At 49.4% G+C, this 18,396-nt stretch carries 26 protein-coding genes; 17 read left to right on the top strand and 9 right to left on the bottom strand.

The genetic code is table 11. The features are described 5' to 3' along the window. Nucleotides 1-3 precede the first annotated feature (3 nt). The 5 genes from KB235_RS09665 (at nucleotide 4) to KB235_RS09645 (ending at nucleotide 3,246) form a co-directional block, all read left to right on the top strand. A complete protein-coding gene (locus KB235_RS09665; protein WP_211779534.1) occupies nucleotides 4-1,422 on the top strand; it encodes a sucrose-6-phosphate hydrolase in 1,419 nt (472 codons plus the stop codon). A gap of 118 nt (nucleotides 1,423-1,540) precedes the next feature. Then, on the top strand, nucleotides 1,541-1,840 hold the full coding sequence (locus KB235_RS09660) for a hypothetical protein (RefSeq protein ID WP_211779533.1): 300 nt from the start codon (nucleotides 1,541-1,543) through the stop codon (nucleotides 1,838-1,840). 169 nt (nucleotides 1,841-2,009) lie between these two features. Beyond that, nucleotides 2,010-2,336: a YhfM domain-containing protein gene (locus KB235_RS09655; RefSeq protein WP_246514183.1), complete on the top strand. Its 327-nt coding sequence runs from the start codon at nucleotides 2,010-2,012 to the stop codon at nucleotides 2,334-2,336. 65 nt (nucleotides 2,337-2,401) lie between these two features. Continuing rightward, complete coding sequence (locus KB235_RS09650; RefSeq protein ID WP_211779531.1) at nucleotides 2,402-2,818, top strand: YhfM domain-containing protein; 417 nt, start codon at nucleotides 2,402-2,404, stop codon at nucleotides 2,816-2,818. Between the two features lie 26 nt (nucleotides 2,819-2,844). Further along, nucleotides 2,845-3,246: a YhfM domain-containing protein gene (locus KB235_RS09645; protein WP_211779530.1), complete on the top strand. Its 402-nt coding sequence runs from the start codon at nucleotides 2,845-2,847 to the stop codon at nucleotides 3,244-3,246. A 22-nt stretch (nucleotides 3,247-3,268) separates the two neighbouring features. On the opposite strand, the gene KB235_RS09640 is transcribed toward KB235_RS09645, so the two are convergent. After that, on the bottom strand, nucleotides 3,269-4,114 hold the full coding sequence (locus KB235_RS09640; protein ID WP_211779529.1) for an alpha/beta fold hydrolase: 846 nt from the start codon (nucleotides 4,112-4,114) through the stop codon (nucleotides 3,269-3,271). A 116-nt stretch (nucleotides 4,115-4,230) separates the two neighbouring features. Here KB235_RS09640 and KB235_RS09635 point away from each other — a divergent pair, with 116 nt between their 5' ends. The 3 genes from KB235_RS09635 (at nucleotide 4,231) to KB235_RS09625 (ending at nucleotide 7,072) form a co-directional block, all read left to right on the top strand. Then, nucleotides 4,231-5,226 (top strand): helix-turn-helix transcriptional regulator, encoded by a 996-nt coding sequence (locus KB235_RS09635; RefSeq protein WP_024370350.1) that lies wholly within the window; start codon nucleotides 4,231-4,233, stop codon nucleotides 5,224-5,226. A gap of 218 nt (nucleotides 5,227-5,444) precedes the next feature. Next, a complete protein-coding gene (locus KB235_RS09630) occupies nucleotides 5,445-6,305 on the top strand; it encodes a metal-dependent hydrolase (RefSeq protein WP_211779528.1) in 861 nt (286 codons plus the stop codon). Between the two features lie 8 nt (nucleotides 6,306-6,313). Continuing rightward, entirely contained in the window at nucleotides 6,314-7,072 is a 759-nt protein-coding gene (locus tag KB235_RS09625) for a DUF817 domain-containing protein (protein WP_211779527.1), read from the top strand. 40 nt (nucleotides 7,073-7,112) lie between these two features. On the opposite strand, the gene KB235_RS09620 is transcribed toward KB235_RS09625, so the two are convergent. Further along, the gene (locus KB235_RS09620) at nucleotides 7,113-7,520 is read right to left on the bottom strand and encodes a hypothetical protein (RefSeq protein WP_211779526.1); all 408 of its coding nucleotides are present in this window, start codon (nucleotides 7,518-7,520) and stop codon (nucleotides 7,113-7,115) included. Between the two features lie 75 nt (nucleotides 7,521-7,595). Between KB235_RS09620 and KB235_RS09615 the strand changes: the two genes are divergently transcribed. The 4 genes from KB235_RS09615 (at nucleotide 7,596) to KB235_RS09600 (ending at nucleotide 10,611) form a co-directional block, all read left to right on the top strand. After that, nucleotides 7,596-8,012: a hypothetical protein gene (locus tag KB235_RS09615; protein ID WP_211779525.1), complete on the top strand. Its 417-nt coding sequence runs from the start codon at nucleotides 7,596-7,598 to the stop codon at nucleotides 8,010-8,012. A 382-nt stretch (nucleotides 8,013-8,394) separates the two neighbouring features. Continuing rightward, nucleotides 8,395-9,255, top strand: a complete 861-nt coding sequence (locus KB235_RS09610) for an ABC transporter permease subunit (RefSeq protein ID WP_211779524.1) — start codon at nucleotides 8,395-8,397, stop codon at nucleotides 9,253-9,255. Then, a complete protein-coding gene (locus KB235_RS09605; RefSeq protein ID WP_211779523.1) occupies nucleotides 9,255-10,313 on the top strand; it encodes an ABC transporter permease in 1,059 nt (352 codons plus the stop codon). The genes KB235_RS09610 and KB235_RS09605 overlap by 1 nt, the downstream gene beginning before the upstream one ends. Before the next feature lie 55 nt (nucleotides 10,314-10,368). Next, a complete protein-coding gene (locus tag KB235_RS09600) occupies nucleotides 10,369-10,611 on the top strand; it encodes a hypothetical protein (RefSeq protein ID WP_211779522.1) in 243 nt (80 codons plus the stop codon). A 149-nt stretch (nucleotides 10,612-10,760) separates the two neighbouring features. Here KB235_RS09600 and arr read toward each other — a convergent pair whose 3' ends face one another. Continuing rightward, nucleotides 10,761-11,177, bottom strand: a complete 417-nt coding sequence (gene arr / locus KB235_RS09595) for an NAD(+)--rifampin ADP-ribosyltransferase (RefSeq protein WP_211779521.1) — start codon at nucleotides 11,175-11,177, stop codon at nucleotides 10,761-10,763. Nucleotides 11,178-11,317: 140 nt separating this feature from the next. Further along, nucleotides 11,318-11,764, bottom strand: coding sequence for a GNAT family N-acetyltransferase (locus KB235_RS09590; RefSeq protein WP_246514182.1), 447 nt, complete (start codon nucleotides 11,762-11,764; stop codon nucleotides 11,318-11,320). 92 nt (nucleotides 11,765-11,856) lie between these two features. On the opposite strand from KB235_RS09590, the gene KB235_RS09585 reads away from it, so the two are divergent. Continuing rightward, a complete protein-coding gene (locus tag KB235_RS09585) occupies nucleotides 11,857-12,375 on the top strand; it encodes a Rossmann-fold NAD(P)-binding domain-containing protein (protein WP_211779520.1) in 519 nt (172 codons plus the stop codon). A gap of 324 nt (nucleotides 12,376-12,699) precedes the next feature. On the opposite strand, the gene KB235_RS09580 is transcribed toward KB235_RS09585, so the two are convergent. From KB235_RS09580 to KB235_RS09565, 4 genes are all read right to left on the bottom strand, one after another. Continuing rightward, a complete protein-coding gene (locus KB235_RS09580; protein WP_211779519.1) occupies nucleotides 12,700-13,536 on the bottom strand; it encodes a GGDEF domain-containing protein in 837 nt (278 codons plus the stop codon). 160 nt (nucleotides 13,537-13,696) lie between these two features. After that, nucleotides 13,697-13,843 carry a hypothetical protein gene (locus tag KB235_RS09575; RefSeq protein WP_158570795.1) on the bottom strand — a complete coding sequence of 49 codons (147 nt, stop codon included), beginning with the start codon at nucleotides 13,841-13,843 and terminating at the stop codon, nucleotides 13,697-13,699. After that, nucleotides 13,830-14,099, bottom strand: a complete 270-nt coding sequence (locus KB235_RS09570) for a hypothetical protein (RefSeq protein WP_211779518.1) — start codon at nucleotides 14,097-14,099, stop codon at nucleotides 13,830-13,832. The genes KB235_RS09575 and KB235_RS09570 overlap by 14 nt, the downstream gene beginning before the upstream one ends. A gap of 322 nt (nucleotides 14,100-14,421) precedes the next feature. Further along, nucleotides 14,422-14,790: a hypothetical protein gene (locus tag KB235_RS09565; protein WP_211779517.1), complete on the bottom strand. Its 369-nt coding sequence runs from the start codon at nucleotides 14,788-14,790 to the stop codon at nucleotides 14,422-14,424. Nucleotides 14,791-14,995: 205 nt separating this feature from the next. On the opposite strand from KB235_RS09565, the gene KB235_RS09560 reads away from it, so the two are divergent. The 4 genes from KB235_RS09560 to KB235_RS15845 all read left to right on the top strand — a co-directional run bounded on the left by KB235_RS09560 (nucleotide 14,996) and on the right by KB235_RS15845 (nucleotide 17,336). Beyond that, complete coding sequence (locus KB235_RS09560; protein ID WP_211779516.1) at nucleotides 14,996-15,205, top strand: hypothetical protein; 210 nt, start codon at nucleotides 14,996-14,998, stop codon at nucleotides 15,203-15,205. 105 nt (nucleotides 15,206-15,310) lie between these two features. Continuing rightward, entirely contained in the window at nucleotides 15,311-15,547 is a 237-nt protein-coding gene (locus tag KB235_RS09555; RefSeq protein WP_128124231.1) for a hypothetical protein, read from the top strand. Between the two features lie 12 nt (nucleotides 15,548-15,559). Then, nucleotides 15,560-15,937 (top strand): hypothetical protein, encoded by a 378-nt coding sequence (locus KB235_RS09550; protein ID WP_211779515.1) that lies wholly within the window; start codon nucleotides 15,560-15,562, stop codon nucleotides 15,935-15,937. A 967-nt stretch (nucleotides 15,938-16,904) separates the two neighbouring features. Then, nucleotides 16,905-17,336: a helix-turn-helix domain-containing protein gene (locus KB235_RS15845; protein WP_420842162.1), complete on the top strand. Its 432-nt coding sequence runs from the start codon at nucleotides 16,905-16,907 to the stop codon at nucleotides 17,334-17,336. On the opposite strand, the gene KB235_RS09540 is transcribed toward KB235_RS15845, so the two are convergent. Beyond that, nucleotides 17,263-18,383 (bottom strand): IS3 family transposase gene (locus tag KB235_RS09540; protein ID WP_211779513.1). Its coding sequence is split into 2 segments (ribosomal slippage): nucleotides 17,263-18,134 and nucleotides 18,134-18,383, totalling 1,122 coding nucleotides; the frame shifts between segments, so codons are not numbered across the junction. The two genes, KB235_RS15845 and KB235_RS09540, sit on opposite strands and share 74 nt — an antisense overlap. Nucleotides 18,384-18,396 lie beyond the last annotated feature (13 nt).

Raw genomic sequence — 18,396 nt, 5'->3', positions numbered from 1 at the left:
TGAATGACTTGGACGAAGGCGGAACGTTATCGTTCGCTGCGTGACGTGAGTGCCCTCGACATGGAGACACTCCGCACGAAAACGGCGGCCTCGCCTTGGCGGTTCGGCTATCATATCCAACCGCCGACAGGCCTCCTCAATGACCCGAACGGTTTTACGTACTTTAACGGGGAATATCACATGTTCTATCAGTGGTTCCCGCTCGGACCGGTACACGGTCTGAAACATTGGTATCACGTCACATCGACGGACCTCGTCACGTGGACCGATCGCGGGGTGGCGTTAGTCCCAGAGACGACCGAAGACTCGCATGGCGCCTATTCTGGCAGCGGCTTTGTCGCTGACGGTGAACTCCACGTCATGTATACGGGTAACCACCGGACGGACGACTGGACGCGTCACGCCTCGCAACTGATCGGCGTGTTACGCGACGGGAAAATCGAACGACGGAACGTCGCCATCCCGGACGTCCCGGCTGGCTACACGGAGCATTTCCGTGACCCGAAAGTATGGCTTGAGAACGGGTCCTACTATGCGATCGTCGGCGCCCAGCGTGAGAACGAGACCGGATGTGTCGTCTTGTACCGTTCGAGCGACTTGAACGACTGGACGTTCCTCGGAGAAGTGAAGACGGGTCTCGACCCGTTCGGTTATATGTGGGAATGTCCGGACATGTTCGAACTGAACGGTCAGCACGTCCTCGTCTTCTCACCACAAGGCATCGAGCCAGACGGTCATCGCTATCACAACATTTATCAATCGGGGTTCGTCATCGGAAAGCTAGACCTCGAGACGTTGACGTTTGAGCACGGTGTGTTCGAAGAACTCGATTTCGGGTTCGACTTCTATGCTCCGCAGACGACCGAACATGAAGGACGTCGCTTACTCGTCGGTTGGATGGGCTTGCCGGAGATCGACTATCCGACGGACCGGTTCGGTTGGGCACACGCCTTGACGCTACCGCGCGAACTATCGATTGAGGACGGTATGCTCAAGCAACGTCCCGTGCAAGCGATGACAAAGTTACGCCAAGCCGAATTCGTCAACGTCTCCGGGACTGCGGTGGGTGCTTCGACACCGAACCGTTACGAACTCGAACTGACGACGGACGGATCGGACTTCACGCTCGAACTGCTTCAAGTCGGAGATGAGTCGCTCGTCATCCGGTACGACGCGTCGAATCGTGAGTTGACGATTGACCGGACGAACGCCGGTGAGCCGTTCGCGACCGAATTTGGCACGACGCGTACGAACGTGATGGACGTCACGTCCCTCCATCTCTTCGTCGATTCGTCGAGCGTCGAATGTTTCGTCAATGACGGTGAAGCCGTCGCCACGCTCCGCGTGTTCCCGAGCGAGCTCGACAAACAGTTGCGCTATGAAGGGGCGACTGCGAGCTTGATTGGTTGGACGTACGAATAATTAAGCTGAGCTTCGGCTCGGCTTTTTTGTTGTTCCGAAATGTAACGATTTCACGTTTTGCTTATGCTACTGTAAAAATAGGTAATTAATTGCATAAATAATGGAGAGTGATGCTCTGATGTGGATTATATTTGGTTTACTGGCAATTGGTGCGACGTTATTCAACTTGTACACGTTCAGCGTGGGGAAAGACTACAGGCTAACGATGGCGGTCGCATTGTCTTTGACTGCATTGACGGTATGCGCAGACTACAGCCATTTGGCGGTTTGGGTCGAAGCAGAAGACTGGGCGGCGTTGGCAGACGTCATTCCAGGCATGGGGCGAGCGTGGTGGGTTCTGACAAGCATCTCAATCGGACTGAACGTGCTACCAATCTTTTTAGAACGGCCTAAGGAGAAGCAGAAGTCAAAAGCTTAAAGTGATATTAATGAAACGTTCTGTACACGTTTTGCGTATGTAAAATGATCAGACAGATAGGAGGTCGAATATGATGGGTAGACTGTTGAATTTCATTAGTGAAGTGAGAAAAATTACGCTACCGTATGGGTATGGCAGAGAAAGATTCAAGGCAGTTGAAGCTGAAGAGATGAATCATGTGAAAGTCGCTGAATCGGTGGAAGGGCCCCGATTCAACGACCAGTTCCTCGTCGAATACAATCGACTGCAGGACATCAAGGTGTTCGCGGTTATGCTTCGCAACGCGGACGAGTTGATGGACACGACAGTTCAGCGTGAACCGGATTTCGATCTCGAGATTCACTATAAAGCCGATGCTGTGGAACGCTATCAACTTTGGCTCGGGCGTAACGGGACACCGAGTGTCCTTTCGAACGTCAGCGAGTCACACCGCCTCTATAAAGTGGAGGCCGACATCACGGGCCGCTTAATTGTGACGCTACAGGTGGACGCCTGACCTAGCATGGTCCTTGAAACTAGTTTTACGTATTGAAAGTCGACAACTTAAGGAGGTGAAGTCAGATGAAACGTAAGGGGAAGTGGATAACGGGGATTGCCGCTTTGACCGTCGGCTTACTCGGAGGATGTGACACGAATGAGCTCATCGCAGAAGATGTCACAGAAGTGAGAATTGCCGAGTCGGTCGACTTCGGGCGGTTCCACGATCACGATGTCATCACGTATAACGAGCTCGCAGACGTCAAAGTGTTCGCGGACATGATTCGCAATGCGGAACAACAACCTGGCATCGTGAATATGGCAACGCCTGAATATGATGTGGAAGTCCAGTATCAAGACGAGACGGTGGACCGCTATTACGTCTGGCTCGGCGAGTTAGGCATGCCGACGAGCATTATGGATGTGAACGATACGCATACGGTGTATCTCGTTCCGGCAGACGTGACGGACGAGCTGATTCGACTGCTGGAGCATGAGTGAACAGGGGATGGATGGTGAAGCTTTCAATGAAACGAATCGTAGCGCCAGTATTGGTAGTGTTCATGTTGACAGGTTGTGGCTCGAACGATTTTCGGACGGACGGAATTAAAGCGGTGACCGTCTCGGAATCGGATGGGTTTAACCGCTTCCAAACGGATGACTTCATCACGTTTGACGAACCGAAAGCGATTCAAGTATTCGAAGATATGCTTCGTGAGGCAGAGAGAATTCCGGGGATCGCCAACGTGGTCGGGCCGGAATACGATATCGAAGTCCGCTTCGAGGACGAGGAAACTGACCGCTATTACCTCTGGCTCAATGAACTGGACGGTGAGAGCAGCCTTTACGATGCTGACGATACAGACACGGCTTACCTCATTCCGGCAGACGTGACCAATCGACTGATTGAACTACTCGAAGCAGACTAAAAAAGACACCTGAACAGGTGCCTTACGAATTAAAACGAATGAAACGCTCGATTTGTTGCTCGCTCTTCCTGGCTTGACGACCAATCCAAATCAAATGGCCCGGACTGTTCAAAATCGTGAGCTGTGCATGCGGGATGAGCCGTTTGGCGTGATGGGCGTGTCGCACCGGCACAGCTTTATCATTTTTTGAATGGACGATATACGTCGGACACGTCACACCGAGCAGCGCCTCGTCCGGAACGCGTTGACGTAGGTCGAACTGCGCCCCGAGTCCGAACGCCATCTGACTGGCGACGCGTTTCAATAGGAAGATGTCGTACGGTGTCACTTCATCGCGAATCGCATCTAACGCGAGCAGGCTCGTCGACTGAATCATGCGGGCCGTCGCCTCGAATGGCTGTTTTTGAATCGCGCGGAAGACGAACTGTTTCATCGTGAACTGGGCGGCGATGAAGAGCGGCTGGGCGATGTTTCGACTGATGCAGCGACGATAAGGGAAGTCGACCTCACTTGTCACGGCGGCAGCGAGCGTCAGACTGAGGGCCCGGTCGTTTCGTGAGGCAAGCTCGATCGAAGTCGGACCACCAGCGGAGATGCCGTACACATGATAAGCGCCGATGTTCATGATATGCATGAGTTGGCGCAAGTTCTCGGCGAACGCTTGCGGCGTCGCCGAAAATGAGTACGGAGTCTCACCGTAACCGGGTCGAGATGGGACAATGACCCGGAAACCAGACAAGACGAGCCGGTCCACATGGTACGGTTCGAGACTCGATGATTGGGTACCATGAATCAAAACGACGACAGGACCGTGACCGCGGTCGATGTATTCGATTTTCGTGCCGTTGACGTGGGCGTAATGTTTCACAGCGACGATTGCCTCCTTAAACGAAATGTAATGGAAAATAACTTTATTTCATGGAAATAACATGATAATGTCTCTTTATACATATTATATATACAGAAGTGAAAGGGGAACATACCGTGAACAACCGAGAGCGGTTACTCGAAGTAAGACGGTTCTTTGAACGCCATACGGACGACAATCATCCGAAGACGTTAGAGGACCTGCTTGCCTACTTATCTACGATTGGTGATACTTCTAAGTTAGCAAAAAAATCCGTGAAAGACGACATCCAAGCATTGACCGATTCGGGGTTCGAGGTGCAGGATGAGCTCGAGAAGAACGGTCTTGCCAAAAAATATTGGCATTCGGCCCGCTTGTTCGAGAGCCATGAGCTGCGGATGATGGTCGATGCGATCGTCGCCGCTAAATTCATCTCTGAGGACGTGACCGAGCAGATTGTCGACAAGCTCCGCAATTTGACGAGCATCCCGGAAGCGGAGACGCTCCAATCCATCATCAAGACGCCGAAGAAGAAAGTGAACTATATTCCATACCATATCGACCGGATTCAACGGGCGATTCAAGAACAAAAAGCCATCTCGTTCCAATATACGGACGTCGTCGGGTTCGACGTTGCGAAGCGGACGTTCCCGCTTCGACGTGACGGGGAACGGTACGTCGTCAATCCGATCGATTTGCACTGGAACCACGAGCAGTATTACTTGATCGGCATCGACGAATCGATCGGGGAGATTCGCAACTATCGGGTCGACCGAATCGTCAACTCAGAGATCGTCGAAGACGACTCACCGCGTCAAAAACATCACTTGCCGGATGACTACTTCCAAAAGTCGTTCAATATGTATAACGGGCTCGATGAAGAAGTCGTCTTGGCCGTTGACGAACGGGTGCTCCCGGTCATTTTCGACAAACTTGGGGAAGATGTGTCGATCACGGAAGTGAACGATCGATTCCACATTCGTTTCGATGCGGCCGTATCGGACGGGTTCGTCTTTTGGCTCTTGTCGCTCGGCAATCAAGTCGAGGTGCTCGAGCCGGTGACGCTCCGTGACCATATGCGTGAGACGATCGAATCGATGGCAAGCCGATATGCGAAAGCGAGCATTCACTGAAACGGTTGAATTGAAGATATGATATACTGCTTGCGACACTTGTAGAAGGGGGACAGGCGGATGTTAGATTGGATGCCATTAATCATTCCGATTGTCGCTGTCATTTTTGTCGCCGTCGTTGCAAGACGCGCCATGAAAATGGACCAAGAGAAATAAGCTAGGACGGACATCCTTCTCGTCATGAGGGGATGTCTTTTCCGTCCAAAAGGAGGAGACCTTTGGATACCATCACCCATACGCTGTTCGGTCTGACGCTCTACGGGGCGGCCGACAAGCGAGACTTACAAACAAACGAAAAACGGGCCTTGTTCGTCACGACGCTCGTCGGGAGTCAAATCCCGGACAGTGACGTCATCTCGCGACTTTGGGACACGGAAGGAATGTATCAGATGTGGCACCGCGGCATCACCCATTCGATTTTCCTCGTCCCGTTGTTCGCGCTACTCATTTACATACTCGTACGAGTCTTGTTCAAGGTGACCGATATCCGTTACTTCTGGTGGGCACTCTTGTCCGTGTTCATCCATAACACGGCGGACTTGTTCAACGCCTGGGGGACGGGCTACTTCGAACCGTTATCGGATGTCCGGGTCACGTTCGGCGTCATCCCGATTGTTGATTTCGTCTATTGGGGCATCTTCTTCGTTGCCTGGCTCATCGCACGTCGAGTGGACGTCCGTCACACGGTGTATCGTTACGCCTGGTCCGCGATTGTCGTGCACGTATTGGTTCAAAGTGCACAAGGCGCGTACTTGTATCAGTCGTATGCCGCAAATCACGACGAGGTGGCGCTGTCGGCCTCGTTCATCCCGACCCAGTTCACCGTCATCACGAAGACCGATGAGTCGGTGTCAATTTACAGTGACTCGGTCTATCAAGAGCCCAAAGTCCAATACGAGTTGACGAGTGCGGACGATGCCGATTTGAATCCGCTCTTCGCTGAAAACAAAGAGGCACTCACGCTCAAACAGTGGTCGCCGTTCGTGGTCGTCGTCGAGGATGACGAGCGGCTCGGTTTATATGACCCGCGCTTCTTTGACGGCGAGTCGTCATTCCTTTATGAATACATCGAATTGTAGGTGATTCCGTGCGACGTCTCCGGTATTTATTCATTTTCGGTTACAAACAAGCACTCAGTTGTATCTTCCCGGTCGCCATCTTCGGGGCACTCGCGTTGACGAAATGGTTCGACTTTCCGATTCCGCGCTACGACGTTCTCTTCATCTGGTGTCTGTTCGTCCAAGTCGTGCTCGTCAAGACCGGGCTCGAGACGATGGAAGAAGTGAAAGTGATCAGTTGGTTCCACGTCATCGGGCTCGGTCTCGAGCTGTTCAAAGTCCAAATGGGGTCGTGGAGCTATCCCGACGAGGCGTTGACGAAATGGTTCGGCGTCCCGCTCTATGCGGGATTCATGTATGCGAGCGTCGGTAGCTACGTCGTCCAGTCGTGGCGTCGACTCGATTTGGAATTTCTCAAGATGCCACCGCCGCTCATTGCGTTCGGCCTCGGGATTGCGATTTACTTCAACTTCTTTTGGCACCACATTTGGCTCGATTTGCGCTGGGTGTTGATTGGGCTCGTCTTTCTCGTCTTCGGTCGGGCCCTCGTCACGTATCGGCTCGACGACCGTCGCTTCACGATGCCCGTCGTCGTTGCTTTCTTTTTGATTGCTTGCTTTATCTGGTTCGCCGAGAATATCGTCACGTTCTATAACGGTTGGGCGTATCCGAACCAGTTGAGCGGCTGGGCACTCGTCGACCTTGGCAAGCTGTCGTCGTGGTTCCTGCTCGTCATTATCAGCATCTTGCTTGTGGCGTGGCAGAAGCGAAGACGGGAACTCTCATGAAAAACGTGTGCAACCGTCGTTGGCTGCACACGTTTTTTGGTTACGTCGTTCGTTGTTTGGAGCGGGCAATCATATGGACGATAAACACATAGAGTGGGAACGTGAACGTGAGCGCGATAATTACTAGTCCGACGGCCGGACCTGGCCATGCCGCTTCACTAGGGGCAGGGATGACTCGTGTCCAGACATAGGTGAACAGCGCCAAATAAGGGATCCATAGGACGTAGAGCGATAGATTCCAAGTAGAGGTGGCGAGTTGCCTGACACGTTTGATGATGACTCGCGTGAACAAGACGAGTGAAACAAGACCGCTAGCGGTGATGACCATCATATAAATATTACCCATGATCAAATAGAGCCGTCCGCTGTTGGCGAGCAGTTGAATGTTCACTAATAGCAGCACCGCGAGCAAAATGGAGATAGATTGTAACTTGAGGAAGTGGACCATATAGGACTCCTTAATCTGATAGGATGATGGAACATTATTCGGCAATGTTCGTATAATGTGAAAGAGGTGATCAGGTTGGCACAATTATTTATGTTTTGGTTTGTCGGATTCATGTGTGTGTTCTCGACGTTTATGTATGCATCACAATGGCGGAATGAGCGCAAACTGATGAAATTGCTGGGAGCCATATTTAGTGTCTTCATAGCTATCGTTTGTTTTATGATTGCCGCACCAGATACATATGATCGCGCGCTTGGCCGTTATGAGACGGAAACTGGGAGTTGCTATGTCGTTGACAATCAGTCGAAACAAGGCGGCGTGACACTCTGGTTTCAAGGGGAGTCTTACGATTTTCCAGACATACCGGAGGACGTCGCATATGGACCGGGCACGTTGTTTGATTGTACCGTCACGTTGACGAAAGTGAATTCGACTGGAGTTGACTATGTGTTGAAGTCGAAAGACGGCGATCCGCTCTTTTCAACATACTAAAGTATTCTTCTGATTAGAAGGATACTTTTTTAATGATTTTTCTGCCATTCATCCTATGAATTCAATTATTATTTGAAATCTACTTTTTCGATAAAGCAATAGGGTGAATGCAATGGATATCGTTGAGTTGTAAAGAATGCCGATTTCAATGTGGAAGCTGTCGAAGCAAATGACTATTTAAATTACTGAAATTTTCGGAATATTGTTTTATTCATAAATGATTATGATAAAATCATAACAGTGTAAATGGGGAAATTTTACTTTGGGATGAGGGATATGCTTTATTTTGGAATCGGCTCTTTGGAATCAATAGTTTATGATCTACAAGCAAGCTCGAAACGGTTATGAGAATCTACTTATATTTTGAAAGGGGGAGAACGTAATGAACTGGATTGCTCAAAAATCGGCTCAGTTTTTCATCACCATTTTCGTATTGATAGCAATCAGTGCTTTGCCGTCGCTCGTCGTGCAACTCGAGTTCGTGCCATCGAATTATTGGTACGGGATTCAACAACAATTCAGTCAGTTGGCGAAACTCGATGAGATTACATACTTCAACGTCACAGCGCAACGCGAGTTACCGTTATTGCCAGATCTCGGTCCGTTCATGAAAGAGACGCTTATTATCTTTACGACATCACTTGTTGTCTCAGTTGTGTTCGCCCTTATGTACGCCTATTTCTTTTATCGGAGCGGGAAGCGTGTGCGCACGGTGCTCCAACAAACGAGCCAGACGCTCGAGATGATTCCAGATTTATTTTGGCTCATTTTTTCACAATATCTTGCGATCACGATTCATAAGACGACCGGATTTGATCGAATTGAAGTCGCTGGCGGATTTGCCGAATACATACGTTTTCTACCGATTTTGACGTTGACGCTAACCATTCTATTCTTCTTCCTCAAATGGTTGACGAAACATATCCTCGAGGAGGAGGCGACACCGTTTCTCGAGCTGGCGCGGGCCAAAGGTGTCCGGCCGGCAGGGTTGTTCTGGAAACACTTGCTTCCGAATTTGGTGTATCGCTTCTATCTCTTTTTCCGCTCGAATTTGATCACGGTGCTATCGAGTCTCCTGATCATCGAATATTTGTTCAACGTACAAGGGATTTTCCGTTTTGTCGTCTATAATCCTGTGATGCCAATCCTACTCGTGATCTTGTTGGTCGTCTACATCCCAATCTTCATATTGGATTTACTGGCGGAGTGGCTTATCCCGAAAGCATGGAAAGGGGAGATTTGATGCGTCGTACGCTGCTACGTGACCCAGTTTTCTTAATCGTCTTTACGATATTGATGGGCTTGCTATTGTTAAGCATCGGAAATACGATTTTTCGAGATGGTCAAGTCGATCAATTCCCGAACCGTTACTCCGATGAGGGACGGTTGATTGGCATTCCACCGCTCGAACCGTCCAAAGATCAGTGGCTCGGAACCGACCGCGCTGGGAATGATTTGTTTCAAATGATGATCGAAGGGTTTAAATGGACGGTCGGTATTTGTGCGACCGTGGCGCTCGGACGGATGGCGCTTGGATTAGTAGTCGGGATTCCGCTCGCCTTTCGCGGGGCACGGTTGAACCGAATTTTCAAAATGCTGTTAGATGGGTTTTTGATTCTACCGATTTCCCTTCTTGCCATGATGATGCTGTTTTCGTCCCTGTTGTTCGCAGACTCGACGATGGTGCCACCGCTAGTTGATCGCGTGACGCTTCAATTGACGGTCTTCGTGTTTCTCGGTCTACCTGCCGTCACGCTGTACCTGATTACAGAAATCCGGCAGTTGCTCCAACAAGAGTTTATGATTGTCGCCGAGACGTTAGGCGGCAGCGTGTGGCATCGGACAAGGAGACACTTATGGCCGCATCTCGTTCCAACATTGGTCATCGTCTTCATGCAGCAATTCGTACAAACATTGATGTTGCTCATCCATATATCGTTGTTCGGCGTCTTTTTCGGAGGGACCGTCTTTCTGTTTGAAGGGGTCCGACCGACACTGTTTGAATGGTCATCGATGTTCGGTTTTTATTTCACACAGTTCACCGCGACGACGTGGATGACGAACCATATGTTCCTCGTTCCGGCCCTGGGACTCTCGTTGCTCGTCTTCCTTAGTAACTTGCTGACGAGTCGGCTAGAGCGGGCGTTCCGGTTACGGAGACAAGAAGCGGTCCTCACGGAAGAGACGATGTCTCAAGCTGAGGCGGCGGCAGCGTCACTGGCCGATCCGTTCACACTTGTGCATGCGGATGGCTCATTTCAAAAGATGAATCAAAAGAAAGCGGACGGCATCACACACTGATGTCATCCGCTTTCTTTTAGTACTTGATTATCGTAAAACTAAGGAGGTAAAGATGGTGAACACGAAGTCGTTTATGCTCGTTTTTGTCTCGGTGTACTTGTTAATGAGTCTTCCTTCAATGTTAGGAATCGGTTATGTGATTGATTGGATTCCGGAAGCCGCTTTATTGCAAAAGCTGAAGGGATATGTGATTGGTGGTTTTACTCACAACTCTCTTTTTAAAATTGTGTTCTCAGCCATCGCGAGTGGGATTTTTACTTTCTTTTCATCAAGATGGTCAGCCAGTCATAGTGATTGAATTCGCTCAATATTATGAGAAACCCATGATAAATTAATCTTCAGATTGTGGTTTGACTCGATCCATCCGTGAATCAAGTTTGTCATAATCGATTTTTCCTGAATATCAGCGCTTCCTGTATGATTTATTTAAGGTGTTTCTACTTCGTGTCAGTCGTCAATCACATCTTCTCCAGCTTGTCGAAGTTTCTCAAGTGAGTCGAGCATATGCGCGATCACATCGTCAGGGTGGCGTTCCCACGCCCCGAGTTCGGCTACGACTTTGAGCGGGGCGCTCGACCGGTACGACCGGGTCGGGTTGCCGGGGAAGCGCTTGTCCGTCAAGTTCGGGTCGTTCTCGAAGTGACCCGTCGGTTCGACGAGATAGATGCGCTCACGAGCCTCACCGCTCGCCAGTTCGGCTCCCCATTTGGCGGCGTCGAGGGTGGCCGTGAAATAGGTGTAGTTCGACTGCTTGTCTTGATAGTTCGAGCGTCGCTTCGGTTCAAGCAAGTCCCCAAGTTTCAGTTCGGCTTTCGTGCCGTGGAAAAACGGCCCGGGGTCGAGCGGTCTCATGTCATCGGTCATGCTTCATCTCTCCATCAGTCAGGTTGTCTTCACAGTATAGTGGATGAATTTAGGAGAAGACAGTCTGTTTTTGGTTCGAGAATCGCGATATAATAGAGACGGGAAGAGCGTTCGGCTCTTCCTTTTTCGTTACATAGAATTCAAAGCTGTTTACGAAACGAATAACTCGTGATGGCATAATCCATCTTGTCCTTATAAAAACGGTGCGCCTCGGTCCGGGTCAGTCCTGACTCGAGGGCGACATATTTGGCACCACTGTCGCGTGCGTATTCGTGGACGAAGTGAAGCAACATCTCGCCGTCTCCGTTCGAGCGATGGTTCACACACGTCACGAGGTCGTAAATGAAGACGTGTTTCTCGAGATATAGATTGACGCGGAGCTCAATCCCTGCAAGCGATACAATCGCATCGTCGGCGTATAACGCATACAGTTCATACCCTTGTGGTCGCATGGCGGCGACGAGCTCACGATACGTGTCGAGCGTCAAGTCGGTGCGCAGTTGGTTCATGACTGGGAACGATTCATCGAGTTCGTGTGGCGACTCGATTGGTTTGATGGAAAAGATGGTCGATGGAATGGGAATCATGCCTCCTTGAGGGGATGTTATATGTAGATTTCGCTCTCGTAAGTCAGGATTCCTTTCCACACATATATACGTACAGAAGGGACAGATACATCGTGAAACATGCGCTAGTGATTGGCGGCAGCGGGATGCTGGCGGGGACGGTCCTTTGGTTGGCAGAGGTTGACTATCACGTGTCCATCATCGGACGGGATGCCGAGAAAATGAGCCGGTTGACCGAACAAGCGCCCGCCCGACTGTCTGCCGTATTGGTCGACTATCGGGACAACTTGCGTCTCAAAGAAGCGCTGCGAAGTTCGATTGCGGATCATGGAGATTTCGACTTGGTCGTTGCCTGGATTCATTCGGACGCAGCTGACGCCTTAACGTGTGTGTTGTCAGCACTACGAGGGGGAACGGACGTGTTCCATGTTCTCGGTAGCCGCGCCAACTCGAGCGGTGTGAGAAACGGGCTGACGATCACTGAAGACGTCCGTTATCACCAAGTGCAACTCGGTTTTCAAGTCGTGAAGGGGGAGCGCCGCTGGTTGACGCATAAAGAGATTGCCGGAGGCGTGATCGAGGCGATTCAAAGGAAGGAACCTCTCCATTTAGTCGGAAATGTAACGAGATGAAACGATTAACAATAATAAACTGAAGTGATAAAAGGTCGAACGATACATATGAAAATGCTCTTCGGGCAACCTAGATGGAGCAACATCTAGAGCGATTTAGGTAAGAAATTGAATTGGGTTAACTCTGTGATGGATTTGATGCTGTATCCAAATGGATATTCTGAGTTTACGTATGATGGGCTTGGATAGACGTTACAGACAGCAGTCGTGATGGAGAATCGAAACGGCTAAATGTGGGGGGAAATCGATATGATGACACAAAAAACCTTGAATGCGCACTTTTATTAAGTATCGATCATTCAAGGTTTTATTATCAGGTATTTCTCAACTAGTCGACGATGCCTTCGCAACGATTTTATCAACGACCGTATTACAATTTTCTCGATTCACATCATAAAACGTATGTTCATGAGTCAACGACACGCGTTCACCGCTTTGGAGTTCGTACTGTTCGAGTAACGGGCGAATCCGGTCATGGACGACGCGGGCGGCCTCAGGGGACGTGTGAGGATAGATGATGGCGAACGTGTCTAGGGCGACGCGGTACTTATGATCCGTTCGTCTTGTGGCCAGATGGAGCTCGTCGCTGAAGTAGTTCAAGAACCATTCATACTCGGTCCGTCCAAACCGTTCCTCGAACTGTCTCAGCTCATGGATTTGAATGAACGAGACTGAGAATGAGCCACCGTGGCGAATGAGACGGTCTCGTTCCGCACTCAAGTCCATTCGAAACCGTTCGGCGTTATCAAGCCATGTCTCAGGATCGACGGCTACGAGCTGTCGAGCCCGTTCCTCTAACTCGATCCGTGACAGTTGCACGTTTTTCACGAGTTGATGAACGAGGCCGGACAAAATGGACATGACGAGCAGCAGAATCGTAAAACTGATACCTCTGGCGTTAAAAAACTGAACGTTTCCTGCTTCATAGATGGATGAGAACCATCGGAAATAGATGAATAAAAAGAGGAGAAGCGTGACAGACAGGGTCAGCCCGGCCCGCATCCCGAAGATGAGGGAAGATAAGACGATGGCAGGTAAAATCAAATAGCCGAGAAAGCCGGTGTTACTTTCGGACAAAAGGACGGTGTACGCCATCGTGCCGACAATCATACAAGCGATGAGCCCGAATAAATAAATTGATTCATTGGTCCATTGCTTCATTTTCATCCCCCCATCTGTCTCGAATCGGCTCTAGATGAGCCACCTCCTCAATTACCCGCTATCTGTGGTGAATAACCAACCAAAGGTGTCATATACATTCATTATAGAACATTGTATTGAGACGATGGGCTCGTTTTTTGAATCGGGGCGGTAAGACGACTTAACGCACTGTATCATCGAAATGGGCTGTGATAGCCCGAGGCATGTCCTCGAGCGGTCCCGTCAATTGGACGACATGAGGTAGATGATAGAACGTGCTCGTCATCTCAATATCGTCGAAACGATTCGTGGCATCATGGATGAACACCGTCACACCTGCACCGAGAGCCATGCCGAGCTGGAAATGGCTGCTGTTTTGCCGGCCGACAGTAAGACGATGACAAGTCCGACGTCATGATGGCCTCAGACTCACTCGTACCGATGGCTCGCAAGTTTTCAAGTGTCGTGGCACGGTCGTTCGTCGTCCAGTCATATGCATGCGCGTGACCTTGCGAGAATAGGCGATCACGCAGCGCTCTCACTCGTTCGATGTTTGCGAAGCGTGAGCCGATATAGAAGTTCATATGAGTCCTCCTAGTATATGTCATGTCGTTTGATTCATATTGGAGGCAACAAACCACCACAACATGAAAAGGAAGACGAATCCATACATCAAGAGTATGCCGATACCAACGAAAATGGACTTCAACAGATGCCAATCTCGATGTTTGGCAAGGTGAACCGTTAATCCGATTGAAGAGATTGTCCATAATATTACCGTTCCAAGTATCCACACGACTCCTGGCCCAATCCAATTCGGAGAGAACAAAACGTAAACGATGGATATGAAAAGGCTCGTGCCGCTAATCATCACCGCTGGAAAACGATGCGTCACATGACTTCCGTTCATTGTTTGACTCGATCGAATCGTGTCACCGCTACTTCATGAACGATAAGCAACAAAATCGCGATGAAAAAGACAAGCAAAGCAACGTATTCCGGATTGACGTTCAGGAAGTAATTGAGTCCAAACAGCGGTGCCACGAAAAGAATGTAGAGCGGATACTGAATCGCAAACAAGGCGTCCAACACCACGATGTCATACATATATGTTTCGAAGCTATTTAATGTGAAGACAGTGACACTTGCGAACAAAATAGCCATGATGAACAGTTTTGCGGCACGGTTTCGAAGTAAATACGTCCCAAGCATGCAAACGAGCAGTAAGCCGGATGCGAAAGCATGAATTGGGTGAATCTCTGCATCAGGAAACATGAAGGATGGAATTAGTTCACGATGAACGCGAGTATATAGACCGATGACAAGACGACGAGGCATTTCTTTGAATTAGCCATTTCTGAACCCCTTTCTTGATGAGGGTTATATTTACATTTACTTACAAGTGTAATTTTACACTAAAGGGAGAGTGTGTCAAGATGAACAGGTGGAGTTAGACTAAAAAAAGAAAGGTGGAACAATAATGACAAAAGAGGAATTGAAAGCACTATTGCCGATAGAAGAAGTCGAAATCAAACTCGAAGATGTGGAAGGATTGCCGCGCTTCGCATTCGTTAACGAGCGTGAACGTTTCGAGGAAGTACAGGAGGAGTATCAGGACGACGAGGAGTCATGGCCGGACGGGCTTTATATCATCGGGTATGGGGACTTTTTAGGGACCCCATTGGTGTGAACATCGAGTCGAATTACGTCATCATCGTCAGTCATGAGACGTTCGAAGTGGATGAGATGTTGTCGACTTCCGTCAAGGATTGGTTACGGTAAGGTGGGCGAGCCATTGTTTGAGCAACAAGTCATCATTTCATCCTTAGGTGAGGAGGAAATGGAACTTCAGATGTTCACGATAGTCGGTGCTTCAAAAAAAGCAACGCTGTTAACGAGGGCCGACGCTGCACAACTTCGTGCTTTACAAGAAACCGATTTGCGGTTCATCCGCGTTGGTTACGATAGCGATGGGAATTGGCTAACTATCGATTTAGGCAACGGGGAGCTATTTTTTTGTAACGACGAATAGAGACCGAGTGATGTGATTCGCACACCGATTGAAACGGTTATGAACTGGGCCCCGACTACAGAGCGACTATCGCTCTTGACGCAACGTTTAAAGCGCGGAGAGTTGTCTGAACAAGAACTTCCTCGAAAACGTTATACCCCGACGTTCGAAGAGATGATCAAATGGGTTTTGTATGTGAAGGAGGGCTTAGTGACGCGGGAAGACGTATCCGATTGGGCCGGACGTGTGCTTCAGCAGTCAGATGACGACCTCATTGTGGGCATGACGACTGATTCACTTGTCTGGTTAAACGGGATCGATTTACCCGACGGAGACAGCGGTTACTTACATGATGAATCGGATCTGGATGAATGGGTCTTGCAACTTGAAAGGAAGATTGATGAGCTTTAGTAAGTTGGAGTCGTAAAAAACGTCCAAACCACACACATCATATGAATCGTCGCAAGTGTATAAAGGACAGCGAGTAAACCGAATAGGCGCGGGTTGTCACGATTCTTGAAATAGCGAATCGTGTATTCTGAAATGATTGCGCTAGTGAGTGGAATCACGGAGAACATCGTGAGGAAGGGCAAATACATGAAAGTCTCGAGTTCGATGAGCGCAATGATGAAATAGTCTTGATCGATTAGGACAGTCTCTATATACAAATACTGACGACTGAGGATATAAATCCATGCCACAAACGATAAAATGCCTAGCAGACAAATGCGCAAATTAAATTCTTCTTCTTGTTATAAATTGGATATTGATTGAAATGATTAGGCTCATCACCATAAGGTGTGGTTGACACATAAAATCCATCAGATTTTGAATTGAACATAGAAAAAAAGCGAAAACCCCGGTATCGTAATTGTTGCCTAGACAAACCACGATTGGAGTTTTCGCTTTGTCCCAACAGTTTATCAAATTACAGATTATACGAGCAGGAAAGCCCATACCGGGCATAGCCCGCCTTTAGGCATGGGATGAACGTGAGTTCGGATGTGAAAAACATCCGACATTCGGGTATATATATCCCATAGACAAGTACAAGTCTCTAAAACGCCCGTGTCCATCGCTCCTTGAGAATCGTATCCGGTTCGGTCACGAAACCATGTGACCGGTAAAACGATGCCTGTCGTCATGCAAAAGACGCTAAAACATCAGGTGGACACACCTGTAACGACCTGTGGTTGATAGTAACAGTCAATCAGCCTGAGAACCTATAGGGTCTGTCTCAGGAGGGGTGATGGCACACCCTCATCTGAAGGCTTGAGCAAAACAGAAATGGACTGCGCTCGCACGAGCACTTCAGAATCCCACTGCTTTAGCTGTGGGAGTGTCAATTCTTCCACTTCCAGACCTTTTTCAGATCCAGATGTCTTCAGACGAAGAACCGAACGTTTTCCCGGTCATCCCGGATCGACACGACATCCCTTGCCCGCTTTGCCAGAGAAAGACAGTCCTGCATTCGAAAAGGCGACGTCGCTTCCGACACGGTCACGCATGGAACGTCGGTATACTCTGGATTGAGCTGGATGTCCCACGTCAAAGATGCTTCTCTTGTGATTTGACGTTCGTGTATGACTACGGTCTCGGGCTCGTCCGCACCTCCACCGAGGTGTTCCGGAAAGGCATCGCAGAACGTTGCCACGGTAGGACGATCTCAGATGTAGCGCGTGAATACGGATTACCTTACACGACGGTGGAACGATGGTTGGATTGTCAACACTTAACTAGACATTTTTTAAGAGGTCTCTTTTTTTGTATTCTTTCGGTGTCAGGTAACCTAATGTCCCATGGATTCTGATGTTATTGAACCAATGTATGTAATCACGTAATTCACGGTCGAGAACCGTCAGATTCGGGAAAGTCTGCTTCTTGACGAACTCGATTTTGAGAACCTTGTACGTCGCCTCTGACACTGCGTTGTCGTAAGGACACCCCTTGTCACTGAGCGAACGACGGATCCCGAAGCTACGCAACGTGTCGCTCACGAGTTTGTTGTTGAACTCGCTCCCACGGTCGGTGTGAAACATGCCCACCCGACGGAGGTCAGCTGGAAATGTTGCGATCGCCCGGGCCACCAGGTCCGCATCCTTGCGTTCGCCGACGCTATGTCCGATGATTTCCCGATTGAATAGGTCGACAAATACACAGACATAGTTCCATTTGTTTTGGACCCTGACGTATGTCAAATCGCTCACGATGACCGACAGTTCCTTTTCCTGACGGAACTCACGATTCAGCTCGTTTTTCACCGTGGACTCGTTAGGATTGCTTCGTTTCGGTTTGAATTGTGCGACGGTGTAGGAGGACACGAGCCCCTGCTCATTCATGATGCGTCCGACGCGTCGGCGTGACACACGCTTCCCTATACGCTGTAGCTCGACCTTGATCTTGCGCGTCCCATAATTGTCACGACTGCGGCGGAAAATCTCGATGACATCACCGGTCACATCGTCGACCGCCGGTCGCCTCTTGGATTCGTAGTAGAAGGTGCTTCTTGATAGTTTCAGGACTTTACACATTGCTGATACCGAGTATCTGTGCATATTGTTCTTGATGACAGTTACTTTCGTCCTATGATCAGCGTGGCTTGCTTTAAAATGTCGTTCTCCATCTCGAGCTGCCTCACTTGCTTGCGCAGGTCACGGAGTTCACGGGCCTCGTCGCTCAGGTTGTCCTCTGCCTTGAACGAACCGGTCGTACGGCTCTGGTTGATCCAACGTCCCAGTGCCGATGGTGTCAAATCGTACTCGCGAACGATATCGATCCTCGGCTTCCCGTTGAGATAGAGCTGGACGACCTGTTCTTTAAATTCATCTGTGTAAACGCGGTGCGCTCTCTTTGTCATGTCTAATGTTCTC

The sequence above is a fragment of the Exiguobacterium alkaliphilum genome (assembly GCF_018138125.1).
Classification (GTDB): domain Bacteria; phylum Bacillota; class Bacilli; order Exiguobacteriales; family Exiguobacteriaceae; genus Exiguobacterium; species Exiguobacterium alkaliphilum.
This window is presented reverse-complemented; position numbering and strand designations above follow the sequence as displayed.